General features: G+C 59.1%; 12 protein-coding genes, 1 other RNA gene and 2 pseudogenes. 8 read left to right on the forward strand and 7 right to left on the reverse strand.

All coding sequences use genetic code 11. The features are described 5' to 3' along the window. Window positions 1-106 precede the first annotated feature (106 nt). The 8 genes and pseudogenes from MKS85_RS05615 to MKS85_RS05650 form a co-directional block, all read left to right on the forward strand. Window positions 107-1,801 (forward strand): lactate permease LctP family transporter, encoded by a 1,695-nt coding sequence (locus MKS85_RS05615; protein WP_076383524.1) that lies wholly within the window; start codon window positions 107-109, stop codon window positions 1,799-1,801. A gap of 151 nt (window positions 1,802-1,952) precedes the next feature. After that, complete coding sequence (locus tag MKS85_RS05620; protein WP_188251002.1) at window positions 1,953-2,777, forward strand: (Fe-S)-binding protein; 825 nt, start codon at window positions 1,953-1,955, stop codon at window positions 2,775-2,777. Beyond that, window positions 2,774-4,231 carry a LutB/LldF family L-lactate oxidation iron-sulfur protein gene (locus tag MKS85_RS05625; protein WP_047229077.1) on the forward strand — a complete coding sequence of 486 codons (1,458 nt, stop codon included), beginning with the start codon at window positions 2,774-2,776 and terminating at the stop codon, window positions 4,229-4,231. The genes MKS85_RS05620 and MKS85_RS05625 overlap by 4 nt, the downstream gene beginning before the upstream one ends. Then, window positions 4,228-4,899 (forward strand): lactate utilization protein C, encoded by a 672-nt coding sequence (locus MKS85_RS05630; RefSeq protein ID WP_076383522.1) that lies wholly within the window; start codon window positions 4,228-4,230, stop codon window positions 4,897-4,899. Before MKS85_RS05625 ends, MKS85_RS05630 begins: the two co-directional genes overlap by 4 nt. Next, a complete protein-coding gene (locus MKS85_RS05635; RefSeq protein WP_188251003.1) occupies window positions 4,896-7,763 on the forward strand; it encodes an FAD-binding and (Fe-S)-binding domain-containing protein in 2,868 nt (955 codons plus the stop codon). Before MKS85_RS05630 ends, MKS85_RS05635 begins: the two co-directional genes overlap by 4 nt. Before the next feature lie 97 nt (window positions 7,764-7,860). Beyond that, on the forward strand, window positions 7,861-8,148 hold the full coding sequence (locus tag MKS85_RS05640; protein ID WP_188251004.1) for a hypothetical protein: 288 nt from the start codon (window positions 7,861-7,863) through the stop codon (window positions 8,146-8,148). A 96-nt stretch (window positions 8,149-8,244) separates the two neighbouring features. Next, window positions 8,245-8,638, forward strand: a transfer-messenger RNA (tmRNA) gene (gene ssrA, locus MKS85_RS05645). A gap of 191 nt (window positions 8,639-8,829) precedes the next feature. Continuing rightward, window positions 8,830-8,931 (forward strand): annotated as a pseudogene (locus MKS85_RS05650) (organic hydroperoxide resistance protein); the annotation flags it as partial. 190 nt (window positions 8,932-9,121) lie between these two features. Here MKS85_RS05650 and MKS85_RS05655 read toward each other — a convergent pair. From MKS85_RS05655 to MKS85_RS05685, 7 genes and pseudogenes are all read right to left on the reverse strand, one after another. Then, on the reverse strand, window positions 9,122-9,736 hold the full coding sequence (locus tag MKS85_RS05655; protein ID WP_188251965.1) for an AraC family transcriptional regulator: 615 nt from the start codon (window positions 9,734-9,736) through the stop codon (window positions 9,122-9,124). 108 nt (window positions 9,737-9,844) lie between these two features. Then, the gene (locus MKS85_RS05660; protein ID WP_409078004.1) at window positions 9,845-10,456 is read right to left on the reverse strand and encodes a response regulator; all 612 of its coding nucleotides are present in this window, start codon (window positions 10,454-10,456) and stop codon (window positions 9,845-9,847) included. 23 nt (window positions 10,457-10,479) lie between these two features. Beyond that, window positions 10,480-13,653 (reverse strand): sensor histidine kinase, encoded by a 3,174-nt coding sequence (locus MKS85_RS05665; RefSeq protein WP_223194511.1) that lies wholly within the window; start codon window positions 13,651-13,653, stop codon window positions 10,480-10,482. Next, a complete protein-coding gene (locus tag MKS85_RS05670) occupies window positions 13,619-14,401 on the reverse strand; it encodes an alpha/beta hydrolase (protein WP_188251964.1) in 783 nt (260 codons plus the stop codon). The genes MKS85_RS05665 and MKS85_RS05670 overlap by 35 nt, the downstream gene beginning before the upstream one ends. An 11-nt stretch (window positions 14,402-14,412) precedes the next feature. Beyond that, a pseudogene (locus tag MKS85_RS05675) lies at window positions 14,413-14,517 on the reverse strand (LysR family transcriptional regulator); the annotation flags it as partial. 24 nt (window positions 14,518-14,541) lie between these two features. Next, window positions 14,542-16,140, reverse strand: coding sequence for an MFS transporter (locus MKS85_RS05680; RefSeq protein ID WP_188251963.1), 1,599 nt, complete (start codon window positions 16,138-16,140; stop codon window positions 14,542-14,544). Window positions 16,141-16,142: 2 nt separating this feature from the next. Next, a complete protein-coding gene (locus tag MKS85_RS05685; protein ID WP_188251962.1) occupies window positions 16,143-17,981 on the reverse strand; it encodes an amidohydrolase in 1,839 nt (612 codons plus the stop codon). Window positions 17,982-18,228 lie beyond the last annotated feature (247 nt).

Genomic DNA, 18,228 nt, shown 5'->3' on the forward strand with positions numbered 1-18,228 from the left:
CAACCAAGGCTTTTACCCTAGCCGACAGCGCTTGTAAATTGGTCTTACCAATTATCCAAAATCGCTGACCAGTGCCTGACCAACAACAATTAGGGGCCCACCCACTATGCAAACCTGGCAACAGCTCTACAGCCCGCTCGGCAGCCTCGGCTTGTCCGCACTTGCGGCCGTCATCCCCATCGTATTTTTCTTCCTGGCCCTGGCGGTGTTTCGCCTCAAGGGACATGTGGCCGGCAGCATCACCCTGGCCTTGGCGATTGCCGTGGCGATCTTCGCGTTTCAAATGCCGGCGGACATGGCGTTCGCTGCTGCCGGTTATGGTTTTGCCTATGGCCTGTGGCCTATCGCCTGGATCATCGTCGCGGCGGTGTTTCTCTACAAACTGACCGTCAAGAGCGGCCAGTTCGAAGTGATCCGCAGCTCGGTGCTGTCGATCACCGATGACCAGCGCCTTCAGGTGCTGTTGATCGGCTTTTGCTTCGGGGCATTTCTGGAAGGTGCCGCCGGCTTCGGCGCGCCGGTAGCGATTACCGCGGCGCTGCTGGTCGGCCTGGGCTTCAACCCCCTGTACGCTGCGGGCCTGTGCTTGATCGCCAACACCGCCCCCGTGGCCTTCGGCGCCCTGGGCATTCCGATTATCGTGGCCGGTCAGGTCACCGGGATCGACGCGTTCAAGATCGGCGCCATGACGGGCCGTCAATTGCCATTGCTGTCGCTGTTTGTACCGTTCTGGCTGGTGTTCATGATGGATGGCCTGCGCGGTGTTCGGGAAACCTGGCCGGCGGCGCTGGTGGCAGGCTTGAGCTTCGCCATCACCCAATACTTCACTTCCAACTTCATCGGCCCGGAACTGCCGGACATCACGTCGGCCCTTGCCAGCCTGGTTTCCCTGACCCTGTTCCTGAAAATCTGGCAGCCAAAACGCACCGCAGGCGCCCAGATTGCCGGCGCCACCTCCAGCGCAGCCATTACCGCCAGCGTCGGCGGTTTCGGCCAGCCACGCAGCACCGTGGCTTCCCCTTACAGCCTGGGAGAAATCCTCAAGGCCTGGTCACCGTTCCTGATCCTCACCGTGCTGGTGACGATCTGGACGCTCAAACCGTTCAAGGCGATGTTCGCCCCAGGCGGATCGATGTACGGCTGGGTGTTCAATTTCGCCATCCCGCACCTGGATCAGATGGTGATCAAGGTCGCGCCGATCGTGACCAATCCAACAGCCATCCCGGCGATCTTCAAACTTGATCCGATTTCCGCCACCGGTACGGCGATTTTCTTTTCCGCATTGATCTCGATGCTGGTGCTGAAGATCAACCTCAGAACTGGTCTTACCACTTTAAAAGAAACCTTCTACGAGCTGCGTTGGCCTATCCTGTCCATTGGCATGGTGTTGGCGTTCGCCTTCGTCACCAACTTCTCGGGCATGTCGTCCACCATGGCCCTGGTGTTGGCCGGCACGGGCGCGGCGTTCCCGTTCTTCTCGCCCTTCCTGGGATGGCTGGGGGTATTCCTGACCGGTTCCGATACCTCGTCCAACGCGCTGTTCGGCTCACTGCAAGCCACCACCGCGCACCAGATCGGCGTCAACGACACATTGCTGGTCGCAGCCAATACCAGTGGCGGTGTGACCGGCAAGATGATTTCGCCACAGTCCATTGCCGTGGCCTGCGCTGCGACCGGCCTGGTGGGCAAGGAATCGGATCTGTTCCGTTTCACCCTGAAACACAGCCTATTCTTTGCAACGATCGTGGGCTTGATCACCTTGGCCCAGGCCTACTGGTTCACCGGCATGCTGGTGCACTAAGCACGACAGCTAACACCGAAAAAGAACGACGCCGAACCACGATTCGGCGTCTGCTATTGATAACCGGGTCTGCAAGGCTGCTGAAAGATTCCTTATCTATATTCAGCAGCCTCAGCGGACGGATAACCGGGACCACCCGGAGACACGCCTGATGAGCGAGCTTTTTTACAACGCCGTGCCGAATGCGACCCGTGTCGCCCCGCCATTGCCCGAGCCTCGGCAGTACCCCAGCAACAAGCCCGAACGGGTTTACCTGTTCGGAACCTGCGTGGTGGACCTGTTCTATCCCGAAGCCGGGATGGATGCGATTCATCTTCTGGAGCGCGAAGGGATACGGGTGGACTACCCGCAAGGGCAGACCTGTTGCGGGCAACCGGCGTACACCTCCGGTTACACCGAGCAGGCCCGGACGGTAGCGCGGGCGCAATTGGCGTTGTTTGCCGGAGATTATCCGGTGGTGGTGCCGTCGGGCTCCTGTGCCGGCATGCTGCGCGAGCATTATGCCGACCTGTTCAAGGACGAGCCCGATACGCTCAAACAGGTCCAGGCCCTGGCGGCCAGAACCTATGAATTGGCCGAGTTTCTGCTGTTTGTCTGCAAGGTGCAGTTGAACGACAGGGGCGAACCGGTGAAGGTCGCGCTGCACACCTCCTGCTCGGCACGACGGGAAATGAACACCCACTTGCATGGCCGCGCCTTGCTGGCGCAGCTGGACAACGTGGAGCGCGTCGAACACAGCCATGAAAGTGAATGCTGTGGGTTTGGTGGGACGTTCAGCGTTCGCATGCCGGATATTTCCGGCGCGATGGTGGCCGACAAGACCCGCGCGCTGAAGGAGTCCGGCGCGCACCAGGTCGTCAGTGCCGACTGCGGTTGCCTGATGAATATCAATGGCGCCCTGGAGAAACAGCAGCAAGCATTACGCGGGCAGCACCTGGCGAGCTTCCTCTGGCAGCGCACCGGGGGTGTCGTATGAGCACACCGACGCTGATTCCAACCGTTGAGGTGCAGGAAGATTTTCGCGCCCGGGCCCACAAGGCGCTGGACGACACGCAACTGCGAAACAACTTTCGCACAGCGATGGATTCACTGATGACCAAGCGGGCAGCGTCCTTCAGCGATGCCCACGAAAGAGAACATCTGCGAGTGCTGGGCAATGCCGTCCGCGCTCGTGCGTTATCGAAGTTGCCCGACCTGCTCGAGCAGCTTGAAACCAACCTGACCCGCAACGGTGTGAAAGTACACTGGGCGGAAACGGTGGACGAAGCCAATGGCATCGTCCTCTCGATCATCCGCGCTCACGAGGCGCGGCAAGTGATCAAGGGCAAATCGATGGTCAGCGAAGAGATGGAGATGAACCATTTCCTCGAGGGTCGGGACATCGAATGTCTCGAGTCCGACATGGGGGAATACATCGTCCAGCTCGACCACGAGAAGCCTTCACACATCATTATGCCGGCGATCCACAAGAACGCCGGTCAGGTCGCGTCCTTGTTCCACGACAAACTTGGCGTGGAGTACACCAAGGACGTTGACCAACTCATTCAGATCGGTCGCAAGGTCTTGCGGCAGAAATTCTTCGAGGCTGACATCGGCGTATCCGGCGTCAACTTCGCCGTGGCCGAAACCGGCACGTTGCTGCTGGTGGAAAACGAAGGCAATGGGCGGATGTCCACCACCGTGCCACCGGTTCACATTGCCGTGACCGGCATCGAAAAAGTCGTGGAGAACCTACGGGACGTGGTGCCGCTGCTCTCGCTGCTGACCCGCTCGGCCCTCGGTCAGCCGATCACCACCTACGTCAACATGATCTCCGGCCCACGCAAAGCCGACGAACTGGACGGCCCGCAGCAAGTGCACCTGGTCCTGCTGGACAACGGGCGCAGCCAGGCATTTGCCGACAGCGAACTGCGCCAGACCCTGAACTGCATTCGTTGCGGCGCCTGCATGAATCATTGCCCGGTCTACACACGAATCGGTGGTCATGCCTACGGCGAGGTTTACCCGGGGCCTATAGGAAAAATCATCACGCCGCACATGGTGGGCCTGGCCAAAGTGCCGGACCACCCAAGCGCCTCTTCACTGTGCGGTGCCTGCGGCGAAGTGTGCCCGGTGAAGATTCCAATTCCGGCGCTGTTGCGGCGCCTGCGCGAAGAAAACGTCAAGGCACCGGACAGTCCAAACCCGGTGATGCGTGGCCAGGGCAGTAAGTATTCGCCCAAGGAGCGCTTCATCTGGAACGCCTGGGCCCGACTCAACAGTTCGCCGCGCCTGTATCGGCTGTTCGCTTTCCTCGCCACGCGCCTGCGCGCCCTGACGCCCGACAACGTCGGCCCATGGACGCAGAACCACAGCGCCCCCAAACCCGCCGCCCGCTCATTGCATGACCTGGCCCGCGAACACCTGAACCAGCAGGGAGACCGTCGATGAGCGCCAAGGACAATATCCTCGCCAAGCTGCGTAAAAGTCTGACCGGCACCACACCAGTGGCCGACAACTTCGATGTCGACCTGGTGACGAAAACCTATCGCTACGCCCCTGAGGAGCGCATCGCTCAACTGCGCAAACTGATGGAAGCGGTGCACACTGAAATCCACCTGACGTCTGGCGAAGGTTGGCCGGCGCTGCTGGCGCAGTTGCTGCGCGACCGTCAATTACCCAGCCTGCTCATCGCCCCGACGACGCCTCACGGGCAAAAAATCACACAGTTCTGGGCGAACAATCCCGAGCTGCCAACGCTCAAGGCCTACGACCGGCCTGTCGAGCAATGGAAAGCCGAACTGTTCAACGACACCCCCGCCAGCCTGACCGGGACCCTGGGTGCCATCGCGGCAACCGGTAGCCTGATTCTCTGGCCGACGCGTGAAGAACCGCGGTTGATGAGCCTGGTTCCGCCGGTGCATTTTGCTTTGCTCAAGGCCAGCGAAATCCGCGACAACTTCTATGAAGTGCAACAGGAATTCGCCTGGGCCCAAGGCATGCCCACCAACGCCCTGCTGGTCTCGGGGCCCTCCAAGACGGCCGACATCGAACAGGTGCTGGCCTATGGCGCCCATGGTCCGAAGGATCTGGTGGTTCTGATTCTGGAGGACCAATGACGCTTCCGGCCCCTTTCCTGCGCGACGTACAGCAGTTGATCCCGCCAAAGCGCCGTTTCGACGACCCGCTGTCGACATTGGCCTTCGGCACCGACGCCAGTTTCTATCGGCTGATTCCGAAACTGGTGGTACGCGTCGAATCCGAAGATGAAGTGGTAGCACTGCTGCAACTGGCCCAACGCGACCAGGTGCCGGTCACCTTCCGCGCCGCCGGCACCAGCCTGTCCGGGCAAGCCATCAGCGACTCGGTACTGATCGTGCTGGGGGATAACTGGAACGCTCGCGAGATTCGCCAAGAAGGCATGCAGATCCGCTTGCAGCCCGGCGTGATCGGCGCCCAGGCCAATGCCTGGCTGGCACCGTTCGGCCGCAAGATCGGCCCCGATCCGGCATCGATCAACGCCTGCAAGATCGGCGGCATCGTCGCCAACAATGCCAGCGGCATGTGCTGTGGCACCGCGCAAAACACCTATCACACCCTCGCTGGCATCCGCCTGGTACTGGCCGATGGCACCCGTCTGGACACTGAAGATGAAACCAGCGTGGCGGCTTTTCGTACAAGCCATGGCGAACTGCTGGAACGTCTGGCAACCCTTGGCCGCGAGACCCGCGCCAACACCGAACTGGCGGCTCGAATTCGCCACAAATACCGTCTGAAAAATACCACCGGCCTGTCTCTCAATGCCTTGGTGGATTACGACGAGCCTGTGGATATCTTGAGCCACCTGTTGGTGGGTTCCGAAGGCACGCTCGGCTTCATCAGCGCGGTGACCTACAACACCGTCATCGATCACCCGAACAAAGCCTCGGCGCTGATCGTCTTCCCGGACGTGGAAACCTGCTGCAACGCGGTCACGGTGTTGAAAAGCCAGCCGGTATCGGCGGTGGAGTTGCTGGACCGGCGCAGCTTGCGTTCGGTGCAGGACAAACCGGGCATGCCGGATTTCGTACAGCATCTGTCGACAAATGCCTGCGCCCTGCTGATTGAATCCCGCGCGGCTTCGTCATCTTTGCTGCAAGAGCAACTGGCCCGGATCATGGCATCGCTGGCCGGTTTCCCTGTGGAAAAACAGGTCGACTTCACCGAAGACCCGCGAGAAAACGCGCGACTCTGGGCCATCCGCAAAGACACTTTCCCTGCGGTGGGCGCGGTACGCAAAACCGGGACCACGGTGATCATCGAAGACGTGACCTTCCCGGTCGAGCAACTGGCCCTTGGCGTGAACCGCCTGATCGAGTTGTTCGACAAACATCACTACGACGAGGCGATTCTTTTCGGACACGCCCTGGAAGGCAATCTGCATTTCGTCTTCACCCAAGGCTTCAACAACGCCGAAGAAGTTGCGCGCTATCAAGCATTCATGGATGACGTGGCGCAGTTGGTGGCGGTGGAGTTCGGCGGTTCGTTGAAGGCCGAACACGGCACCGGCCGCAACATGGCGCCATTCGTCGAACTGGAGTGGGGCAGCGACGCCTACCAGTTGATGTGGCAACTCAAACGCCTGCTCGACCCTAACGGCATCCTCAACCCGGACGTGGTGCTCAGCGAAGATCCACAAATCCACCTCAAGCACCTCAAGCCGCTGCCGGCGGCCGACGAGATAGTGGACAAGTGCATCGAGTGCGGCTTCTGCGAGCCGGTCTGTCCGTCCAAAGACCTGACCTTAAGCCCGCGCCAGCGCATCGTGATCTGGCGGGACATCCAGGCGAAAAAGCGCGCAGGCATCGACACTTCAGCGCTGGAAACGGCCTACCAATATCACGGCATCGACACCTGCGCTGCCACCGGGTTATGCGCACAACGTTGCCCGGTCGGCATCAACACCGGCGAGCTGGTGAAAAAACTCCGTAGCCGCAGCGCAACGCGTACGAAAACCGCCGATTGGCTGGCAAGCAATTTCGCCATCGCCCTGCAAGGCGCACGCTTTACCCTGCACGTCGCCAACGGTGCCCGAATGCTGCTGGGCGCGCCGCGACTGGCCCGCCTGTCAGCCGGCCTGACCCGGCTGTCGAAGGGTCAGGTTCCCCAGTGGGACAACGCCATGCCGCAGCCGGAAAAAGCCATCCGCTTCAGCCCGGCCGTCTGCGACGAACGCCCGCGCGTGGTCTATCTAGCCGCGTGTGTGTCGCGCGCCATGGCGCCGGCGGCGGGTGACAAAGAACAGATGTCGCTGTACGAAAAAACCCAACGACTGCTGGAAAAAGCCGGTTATCAGGTGGTCTTTCCAGACAACGTGGACAGCCTGTGCTGCGGCCAGCCTTTCGCATCCAAAGGCTACGCGGAACAGGCCGAGCACAAGCGCCAGGAGTTGATCGGCGCCTTGCTCCACGCCAGCCGTGGCGGGATCGACCCGATCTACTGCGACACCAGCCCTTGCACGCTGCGCCTGGTCCAGGACCTGGGAAATGTTCGACTGGACCTGTACGACCCGGTGCGCTTCATTCGTACGCACTTGATGGACCGTCTCGAATTCACCCCGCAGGATGCACCGATTGCCGTACACGTCACGTGCAGTACGCAACACTTGGGCGAGAGCCAAGCACTGATCGACCTGGCGCGCAAATGCAGCAAGCAAGTCGTGATCCCCGAAGGCATCCACTGCTGTGGTTTTGCCGGAGACAAAGGCTTCACCACACCGGAGCTCAACGCCCACTCACTACGAACCCTCAAGGACGCGGTGCAGTATTGCAGCGAAGGCGTCTCCACCAGCCGCACCTGCGAGATCGGTCTGACGCGCCATGGCGAAATCGACTACCACGGCCTGGTGTATCTGGTGGATCGCGTCACCCGGCCCAAATCCGCCGACGCTGAGGGGCTCCCCATCGCACCCGAAGAAAAATCGAATTCCTGCGTTTCGCTGTAGTCACTTGAATAGGCCCGACGCCGTCGGGCCCTTTATTGACTCGGGCCTGGCCACGTCCATCCGCCAGCACCGAGACCAAACGTTCAAGGAGATCCACATGAAGCACACCGCATTTGCTGGCTTGTTCATTTCCGCGGCACTGTTGGCCTCTCCGGTGTTTGCAGCGGACACGAACCTCTGTGATACCCAGCTAAAAAAAATTGAAACCAATATGACCACCGCTCAACAAATGAGCGAAGACTTGAAGACCGAGGTTAACTCCAAAGTGACCGAAGCCGAGGCCGAGCAGGCCAAAGGCACCGAGAAAGGCATCGAAAACTGCATCTCGCTGACCACCCAGGCCCTGCAAAAACTGGAGAACAACAACAAGGGCGATCAGCAGTAACCTCGCGTCAGGCCAACCTTCGGGTTGGCCTCAGCCGCGTATTGGCGTACACTGCACAGGCTTGTCGCTCCAGCTGATTCACGGAGCTACAGGCTCGGGGCCGTTTAGGATTCGACGCCGGTTGCGAAACTTTAGGTGCATGCCGAGTTGGTAACAGAACTCGTAAATCCACTGTTGCAACTTCCTATAGTTGCCAATGACGAAACCTACGGGGAATACGCTCTCGCTGCGTAAGCAGCCTTAGCCCTTCCCTTCTGGTACCTTCGGGTCCAGCAATCACCAGGGGATGTCCGTAAACCCAAAGTGATTGTCATATAGAACGGAATCGCCGTGCAGTACGTTGTGGACGAATCGGCTAAAACTTACACAACTCGCCCAAAGCACCCTGCCCGTCGGGTCGCTGAGGGTTAACTTAATAGACACGGCTAAGCATGTAGTACCGACAGCGGAGTACTGGCGGACGGGGGTTCAAATCCCCCCGGCTCCACCACTTCATCATCTAAAGACGTCCACGGACGTCTTTTTTTGTGCCTGAAATCCAGTAAATACGGGGCTTTCAGCGCCATCGAGCTCCACAGCGCTTCACGCAGATCCATTTTGAAATGTATTCCAAGGCGTATTCCATTTGTGGTGCTGGTGATCTTTTTCGTGGTGTCCTTCAGCTTTTTTGAAAGCCGGCGTATGTCGATTCAAACCATTGCTTAGCGTGCCTATGCAGAAGCCACCGGCGGCCGTGACGGCCGTGCCATCTCCTCCGACGGCGTACTCGTCGTCACTCTGACGCTGCTCGACTAGCCGTGCAGCTTTGATGCGATACAAGCAACGTACTCGCCCTGATGGCATACGATTTCCAACTCACAGTCATCCGCCTGCCGCAGCGAAGGCCTCTAGGCTCATTGTTTCAAATTCAGCAATTTGGATGAGCGCTGGCGGCAAGCCCCTGCGCTTCGATATCCGAGGGGATAGCCCTGCGCTATGCGTTGCACGCTGAGGCCCTGACAATGGCCAGTGTTCTGGGGGTGGAACTGGTCTGTTCCTCGTATAACCCGGCATCGCACAAACGTCGCCAGGCCTGAGGTGTAACCCCGATCTGGCGGCGGAAGGTACGGATGAAATGGGATTGGTCACAGAATCCGTGGCTGTGGGCGATGTCGGTCATCGAGGAGTCGGTCGTGAGCATGATCTGACGCGCAGACTCGATGCGACGACGTGCGACGTAGACCAGCGGCGTTACACCAAAGGTATTTTTGAAAGCATGCGAGAAGTAACTGACACTCAGGCTGAGAACAGCAGCCAGCTGATTTGTGCGTATTGATGAGTCGAGGTTAGCGTCGATGTAGTCAACCACCCGTTTAGTTTGCCAACTGGATAGGCAGCCATGACGGCTTTTTAACTGACTATCGCTCTTTTGCAACTTGACCAGGGCGCGGGTCAGGCATAGGCAGGCTGAGTCACGGTCAATGCTCAGGTGCGCTTGAGCATCTCTAAGCAATTGCATGACGCCGTCATAAGCCTCGTCGGAAATACAGCGCTGAGTCTGGCTGTCTACTGCAGTTGCCGGGGTAACGGCATGCAAGGTGGCACGCATGGCGGTGCTCCACTGTGGATCTTTATGTCCATGGCGCCATGCTACGCCGTGCACTGATCGCACATAAGACAACAATGGGGGGCGCGCGCCCCCCTCAAAAGTGGGGTATTACACAGTGATGATGCCGCGCTGAATGCCGAGAGTGACAGCATGGGTGCGATTGCTGGCACCCAACTTGTCCATGATATTTCTTAAATGCCCCTTGATGGTGTCTTCCGTGATCATGAGTTCCGCGGCGATTTGCTTGTTGGGTTTACCCATTGCCACACATTGCAGAACTTGGATTTCACGAGCGGTCAGGCAGTCGTGGCTTAGGTGATCAGCCAGTTCAACAGCTATCTCTGCCGGGAAATGGTTGTTGCCTGCAGCAATAGAGCGGATGGCATCCAGCAACTCCTTGCGTAGACTACTTTTCAATAAGTAGCCGATAGCTCCCGCCTTGATCGCATGTAATGCCCGTACATCACCCCGATAGGTGGTCAGAATGGCAATGCGTGCGCAAGGAAACTCGGCGCGGATGGCATGAATCGCCTCGATGCCATCCATCTCGGGCATTTGTAGATCCATCAGGGTGACGTCCGGGCGCAGCAAGCGAAATAGCTGAAGCGCTTCGTACCCATTGGTCGCCTCGCCGACCAGCGCTATGTCTGATTGGGCTTCAAGGACGGCGGCTATACCCTCGCGCAGCAGAGGGTGGTCATCGACGACCAGCACGCGTATCTGTTCATTCTCTGGGTGCACACTCAGGGCCTCAATTGGGTCAATACACGTAGCCACTGGCTAAGTCGTCGCGGGATACGTCGATAGGCCGTTGCCGCGGGTACAGTCAGTTGAATTTCAGTGCCACTGTGGGCTCCTCTTTGAATAGACAGCCGTCCGCCGATTTTTTCGGCCCGCTCCAGCATGCCGTGTAAGCCCCAGTGATTGGGGCGGATATTGGGCGGCAGATACTGTGGGTTGATGCCGCTACCATTATCGCCAACGCTCAGCTGAAATGCGTGTTTGGTGTAGACGATCTGGATTTCCACGTTCTGCGCATTGGCATGTCGAAAGGCGTTCATGATCGCTTCACAGCCTATCCGGTAGCTTTCTTCACCGACTATAGGGTGCAGCGGCAGTGGCGTGCCGTGGCTGCTCAGGGTAAAGCGCGTACTGCCTTCTAGCTGCAGCTCACTCGTGACAGCGGCAAATGCATCAATCAGGTTCAGAGCAGGCTCGTTCAGATCACGCAGATTATTCACCCGCTCTCGTGCCTCCACCAAAACCTGATCTGCGCGGTCTAGCGCTCTCTCCATTCTGCCTCGAGCCGGATGAGTACTGGGGATTTGCTCAGTGGCGGCTTGGAAACTCAACATAAGGCCCTGCACACCCTGGAGTAGGGTGTCATGCAGTTCACGGGCGATTCGCTCGCGCTCGGCGTGTCGCTCCTCGAGGCGGTCCCGCAGATTCTGGGCTGAACGGCGAATATTGAAGCGATGCAGCATCCACAAAACGCTTACCACTGCTAGACCGCTCAATACGATAAACAGTGGGGTGTGGTAGAAAACGGGTCGAATACTGAAGCTCAGCACGGCCTCTTCGGTGCTCAGTAGCCCATCCTGATTGGAGGCTAATACGCGGAACCTATAATCTCCGGGGCCGAGCCCCGTATAGATGGCGCTACGTTTTGAACCCGCCTGCTGCCAGTCTGTGTCGAACCCCTCCAACAAATAGCGAAAGTGCAAGCCTTGCATACCTGAGAGGCTGAGCGCTGTGTAAGAGATTTCGATGCTTCTTGGCTCTGCTCCCAGCCGTGACAACTCACTGGGTGGGGGTTCCTTACCATCGACATTGAATGATTGGATAACTACCTTGGGGGCGGCTTTACTCTGCACGTAGCGAGTTGGATCGATCCAGGTCACGCCCTTACTGGTGCTAAACCATAGACGTCCATCCGTACTACGCACTGCGGTGGGTAATGGGAGTACTTGGTGGGGGTCGTTGGCCAGGCCACCAATCACCTCATAGCTGCGGTAACTTATTTGATATAGCGGGTCAGCGATGGCGCGCTTTAATTCACGAGCGGTCAACTGATAAACCCCGGCTTTGCCGTGGAGCCAGAGATCATAGCTACCGTCGCCTTCAGGTTCTCTGGGAGGTACGGCTAGAATCGCGTAGATATTGTCGAACAGTCCATTGTCTGGTAGATGAAGGCTGTGGAAGCGCTCACCATCGAAGAAGGCCACTCCACGCTGGCCACCAACCCAGGTGAGATGGCCCTGATGTAGCATCGCGGTGACATGACCAACCTTTAAGCCTTCGTCCGCCCCCCAGTGTCGTTGTACCTTGCCGTCGTGAGTCACAATCAGGTTATTACGGTAGCCGAACCAGAGCCTGCCAAGAGGATCAGTGGTAGCGCTGACAGGCATTAACTGGCTTGGATCAGCATTAGGCGGGGCAACGATTGACCAACGTCCGTCTCGAAGAACGAACAACCCTTTGCGGTTGATCGAAACCCACAGGTCACCCGCCCGATCGAGAGTCATCGCGCGTACGGCTGAGTCAAGCGCATCCTGAGTTGGCAATGAGGCAACCCGCTCGATTTTGTCTCCTTGCGCACGCCAGATACCGTTGCTGCCAGCCATCCAGATATCACCGTTAGCATCACCAAAGGCATTACTAATCGGTGCCGGTATATCCAGAGTGGTCAACCCCGTACTGCTCAGGCGCATTGCAGGTAGGTTGCTGGTACCTGCCCAGACGCTGCCTGCCGCACCGGCAACCAATGCGAAATTCTGGGCGTTGTGTGGAAATGCGGCCGAGACCATAGCACTTGGCCGAAAACGGTCTAGTCCGGCGCTAGTGCCCACCCAAATATTGCCGTCGACATCTTCGAGTATTGGAAGAACGTTATCTGCACTCAAGCCATCCTTGGCCATAAACGCTTCTTGGTGATCGAAGGCGTCAGTTATCGATAGCGCGTTGCGGCTGGCAGAGGCTGGCACATAGCGAACGCCCTTACCGCTGGTACCCACCCATATCGCCCCGGCACTGTCGAATAACAAACCATTAGCACCGTCGATTACGGTCACCTGGGTCGCCGCATCGCCTTCGCTTGGCACGATTCGGCGCAGCGAACCGCCATATCGTTCGGCCATCCAGATGGCCCCATCTGGAGCCTGAGCCATTTGACTCACCCAACCAACCGCAATGCCTGCATCGACAAACGCTCGGGCACCCGACGGCAGGTAGAACAGGCGATCTTCATTGGCTGCCCATAGCGTTCCATCGCGGTCGAGGAGTACCGCGCGGGCATGTCGTCCCGGAAAGTTCCAGTCGGTACCGATACGTTGCCAGGCGTTACCGTCAAACCGTGCCAAACCATCATTTGCTGCGATCCAGACTGCGCCCCTGTGATCCTTGGCGATGCTATAGACCACTCCGCCAGGCAACCCAGCGCTGACTGGGTAAGTGGTTATGCCCGTGTCGGTGATCAGGCTTATGCCCCCAGTACGGAGACCGGCCCACAGGCCCTCATCCTCCGCCTTGAGTACGGAAATGATGCCAAGCGGGTTACCGTCTGGCGGGGTATAGCGCGCGAAGTCCAGACCATCAAAGCGATAGAGCGAATCGTTGGTTCCGAGCCAGAGATAACCGTCTCGGGTCTGGGCCAAAGCCCCTACCTGGCTAGGTCCCTCATCAGCGACGGTCCAACGGTGGTGCTCCAGCGTGTCCAGTAAGTAGTCGGAGGCCGTTGCCGTCGTACTGAACCATGGCAGGCAAACCAACAGCATATGGATTGCCAACGCCGTGCATGTGCGCCAGCGATTTCCTGGGGTGAGCAACTGCTGTTTGGTTGGGTAAGATCCCAATACGCTAATCACCGCGCGAACCTGAAAAAAATCAAAAACGACCCAGCTGAGTTTGCGCCCATTCAATTGTGTAGTCAGCTACTTGCTCCCAACCTGGTTCGGTGATGAGCCAATGGCTGTACCCGGCAAAGCACTTGAGCGAGGTGCTGGCCGCAGAGCGGTTGTAGTGCCGATAGTTCGAGGTCACCACGCATGGCCCTACGCTGTGATCGTTCTCGGCGGCGATCAACAGCAGCGGTGCTCTGCGGTCATTGGCAAAATCGACATAGGTGCCAATACCGAAAGCCGCTTCAAAGAAAATCCGCCCCGGTGCTGGCACGATATGGTTTGCATATAGCAGCGAAATATCCTGGATCGCCATAGCCTGGGAAAATTGTTGGGTAAATTCTGGTAGCGGAAAATACATGACTCGCTTCCAACTGCCCCAAGCCATGCGCATGGGTATCGCCCTGGAGAGAACGCTCAAGCGCGGTATTACCCCGCGAGGGGGTATCGCTGCAATCGCAATGCCGGCACAGCCAAGACCACGATCCAACAGCATCTGAACGAGCAGACCGCCCAGCGAGTGGCCAATCAGCAAGGGCGGCTGAGGCATGCGCCGAATCAGCGCTGCATAGTGCTCAATAATTTGTCTGATCCCAAGCCGTGGGAAATCGGTATGTGGCGCGCTGCGCAGCCTCTCTGGCGGCCCCTCCGATAAGGGCCAAGGTGGCGCAATACAGGTGTAGCCGCATGCCCGATAGCGACTGGAGAAATTATCCCAGGCGGCGGCAGACAGCCATTCGCCATGTATGAATAGCACGGTTGTATTCATCCCTGATCCCATAAGAAGCGTTTTTCCGAGGCGCGAGTGAGATTGCGCTCGTGCATCAACGCCCCAATAAGAATCAGCAGATTGAGACCCACCTTGCGCATGTCATTGCAGTTCATGCGTTGACTCCTTTGTGAATGCGCTCAGGTGTGGGACTTAGTGGGGGCCAGGTAGTGATGAATGCGTATGGCGACCCCGACCGCTTGGAACTGGCGAGCCGCAGCCTCGATGCGTTGTTCGGCACGGGTTACCCGGCCGTGGTGGCGCAGATGTTCAAGCCAGGACTCATCAAAGAAAAACTCCAGCCAACGTTGCTGATGCTCACTGTCCTGGACCAGCCCCCAGGAAAAGGCACCATTGCGCATTCGCATGCTGCGTACATCCTGCATGGCAAGGCGAAACTGTTCTGCCTGCGACGGGTCGACTTGATACTCAAGGGTGACCATCACTGGACCGCGTTCCTGGTCCTGGTCATCGGCAAGGATCGGTGCAGGCCAGTGCAGGGACGGGGCCAGGTCTTCGGTCTCGGTGACCGGCAAATGGAAGTGCAGGGTCAGTACGATGCCCACCAGCAGAACCCCGCCAGCGATCAGCAGGGTGAGGCTGATCGACAGGTGGCTGGCGACGAAGCCCCACAGCGCGCCGCCGGCCGCCATGCTGCCGAAGAACACCAGGATGTATACCGACAGTGCCCGCGCCCGCACCCAGTTGGGTACGGAAGTCTGTGCTGCCATTTGCAGGCTCGACAACACGGCGATCCAGGCCGCGCCACTGATCATCATCACCGGTATAAGCCAGTACAGGTTGCGCACCCCGGCCAGCGCGCAAAGCACCAGGGCGTAGAGCAGGCTGGAGCCGGCCACCAGGTGATCGGGGTTCACCGCATCACGGATGCGCGGCAGTAAAGTAGCGCCGAGCACTGCACCGACGCCGACACTGCCGAGCAGCAGACCGAAATCGCTGGCGCTGCCGTTCAGTTCAGCGCGTACGATCAGCGGCAGCAGCGACATGCCGGCACTGGCACCGACGAAGAACGCCGCCGACCGCACCAGCACCGCTTGCAACGGCTGGGAGCTGCGGCTGTAGCGCCAGCCTGCGCGCATGGCACCGAGCAGCCGTTCCGCCGGGAACAACGCAGGTGTCTGCTCGCGCTTCCAGGTATATAGCACCGCCATCACCGCGAGGAACGATACGGCGTTCAGCGCGAAGGTGGCCCAGGGGCCGGTGAGGCTGACCAGTACCCCGGCAATTGCCGGTCCGATGGCCCGGGCGACGTTGATGCCAAGGCTGGACAGGGCGATGGCCGAACCGAGGTCGCGCTTGTCGACCAGTTCGGGCGTCAAAGCTGACCAGGCCGGCATCATCAGTGCAGTCCCCACGCCCATGCTCAGGGTCAGGAGGAGCAGCAGCGCGACGGTCATCATGCCGTTTAGCGTGAGCAGAGCCAGGAGCATCGCCACCGCGGCCATCCACACTTGCACCATAAGCAGGTAGCGACGCTTGTCGACGATGTCGGCCATGGCTCCCGCTGGAAGAGCAAGAAAGAACATCGGCGCGGAGCCTGCAACCTGCACCAAGGCAACGTGCATGGGGCTGGCTGACAGCGTCGTCATCAACCAGCCGGCCCCTACTTCGTGCATCCAAGTGCCGATGTTGGAGGCAATGCTGGCCAGCCATAGCCAGCGGAAAGTGCTATGGCGCAGCGCGCTCCAAGGGGAGCGCTTTTCGATAGTCGTGTCCATGTTCAGAAAGCGAAACAGGAGCAGCCGAAGGCACCCCAGAAACCTTGGTAGTTACTGACGGGTACGGATGACCGACGCACCTTGTCATGGCTATGCGCATGCACCGCGCAAGGGCCTGAGCATTGATGCACCTGAGTCAGCAGCGGTGAAGCGGGACGCCAGTGGCCGGGGACCTTGGCAACCGGTGACCAGTCCGGCATGACCGGCAGGCTCGGCGGCGACAGCTGGTCGAATTCCGCGGCGCCGTAGACCACTTTGCCGTCGACGACGGTCAGCACCGACTCGATCCACTTGATCGCCTCTTCCTCGACACTGAAGAAGTCCGCCGACAGGGCCGTGAGGTCGGCCAGTTGCCCGACCTTGATCTGGCCCTTCTTGCCTTGCTCTGACGAAAACCAGGCACTGCCATGGGTAAAGAGCTGCAGGGCGGTGTCACGCGAAAGGCCGTTGGGGTACAGCTCCAGCCCTCCAACGGTTCGGCCGCTGACCAGCCAATAAAGCGAGGTCCAGGGGTTGTAGCTGGAGACGCGAGTTGCATCAGTCCCTGCACCAACTGGAACGCCTTCAGCCAGCATGCGTTGAATTGGCGGGGTCTGTTCGGCGGCCTTGCTGCCGTAGCGGTCGACGAAATACTCGCCTTGGAAGGCCATGCGGTCCTGAATGGCAATGCCACCGCCAAGGGCGCGTACCCGCTCGATGTTCTTCGGACTGATGGTTTCAGCATGATCGAAGAACCATGGCAGGCCATTGAACGGAATGTCGCGATTGACTCGCTCGAACACATCGAGCATTCGCGAAATGGATTCGTCGTAGGTCGCGTGCAGCCGGAACGGCCAGCGCTGCTCGACCAAGTGACGGACCACGGGTTCCAGGTCCTGCTCCATAGTCGGCGCAAGGTCTGGCCGAGGTTCGAGGAAGTCTTCGAAGTCTGCGGCAGAGAACACCAGCATTTCACCGGCACCGTTGTGCCGGAAGAAGTTATCGCCATCGCCAGGCTTGACCATGGCGCTCCAGTTCTTGAAGTCGGTCAGCTCTTCCTTGGGTTTCTGGGTGAACAGGTTGTAGGCGATGCGCACGCTCAACTGGTTGTGCTTGGCCAGCTCGCGGACCACTTCATAGTCGTCCGGATAGTTCTGAAAACCACCACCAGCATCGATGGCACTGGTCACGCCAAGGCGGTTGAGTTCGCGCATGAACTGGCGTGTCGAGTTGACCTGGTATTCCAGCGGCAGCTTTGGCCCCTTGGCCAAGGTCGAATAGAGAATCATCGCGTTGGGTTTGGCTACCAGCATGCCGGTGGGATCGCCATTGCTGTCGCGGACAATCTCTCCGCCCGGCGGATTAGGCGTATCGCGGGTATAGCCGACAACGCGCAGTGCCGCCCGATTCAGGAGGGCGCGGTCATAAAGGTGCAGAACGAATACCGGCGTATCTGGTGCGGCCTTGTTCAATTCGTCCAGGGTAGGCAGGCGACGCTCGGCAAACTGGAATTCATTCCAGCCCCCCACGACCCGAACCCACTGCGGAGCAGGCGTGCGATCAGCCTGATCCTTGAGCATCCGCAACGCGTCAGCGAGAGATGGAACACCCTCCCAGCGCAGTTCCAGGTTGTAATTCAGGCCACCACGGATCAGGTGCAGGTGCGAGTCATTGAGACCTGGGATCACCGTACGCTTTTGCAAGTCGACAACCTGGGTCGCATCACCGCGGACCGCCATGGCCTCTGCGTCGCTGCCCACGGCAATGAACTTTCCGTCCTTAATGGCCACAGCTGTTGCTTGCGGGTTTTCACGATCCACGGTGTGCAGACGGCCGTTGTAAAGAATCAGATCGGCTTCCATGGAACCTCCCGCAGGGTTGGCGAAAGAGCTGCCGGCGGAGCCGGCAAAAGGCAGGGCAGACCAGAGTGCTCCCGCGGCTCCGAGAACGGAGCTGGTAGCGAGAAACCGGCGACGGCCTTTGTCTGACAGATCTTCACTCATGATCATTCCTCGTGGCGTTGTGGGTTGAGCCAGGCGCCTGGCGATCACTCGAATCCAGCCAGCTCCGTTACGGCGGGTAGACCCGAACTGATTTGAAGTCGGGTCG

The sequence above is a fragment of the Pseudomonas sp. JL2 genome, from assembly GCF_031570495.1.
Taxonomy (GTDB): Bacteria; Pseudomonadota; Gammaproteobacteria; order Pseudomonadales; family Pseudomonadaceae; genus Aquipseudomonas; species Aquipseudomonas rhizophila.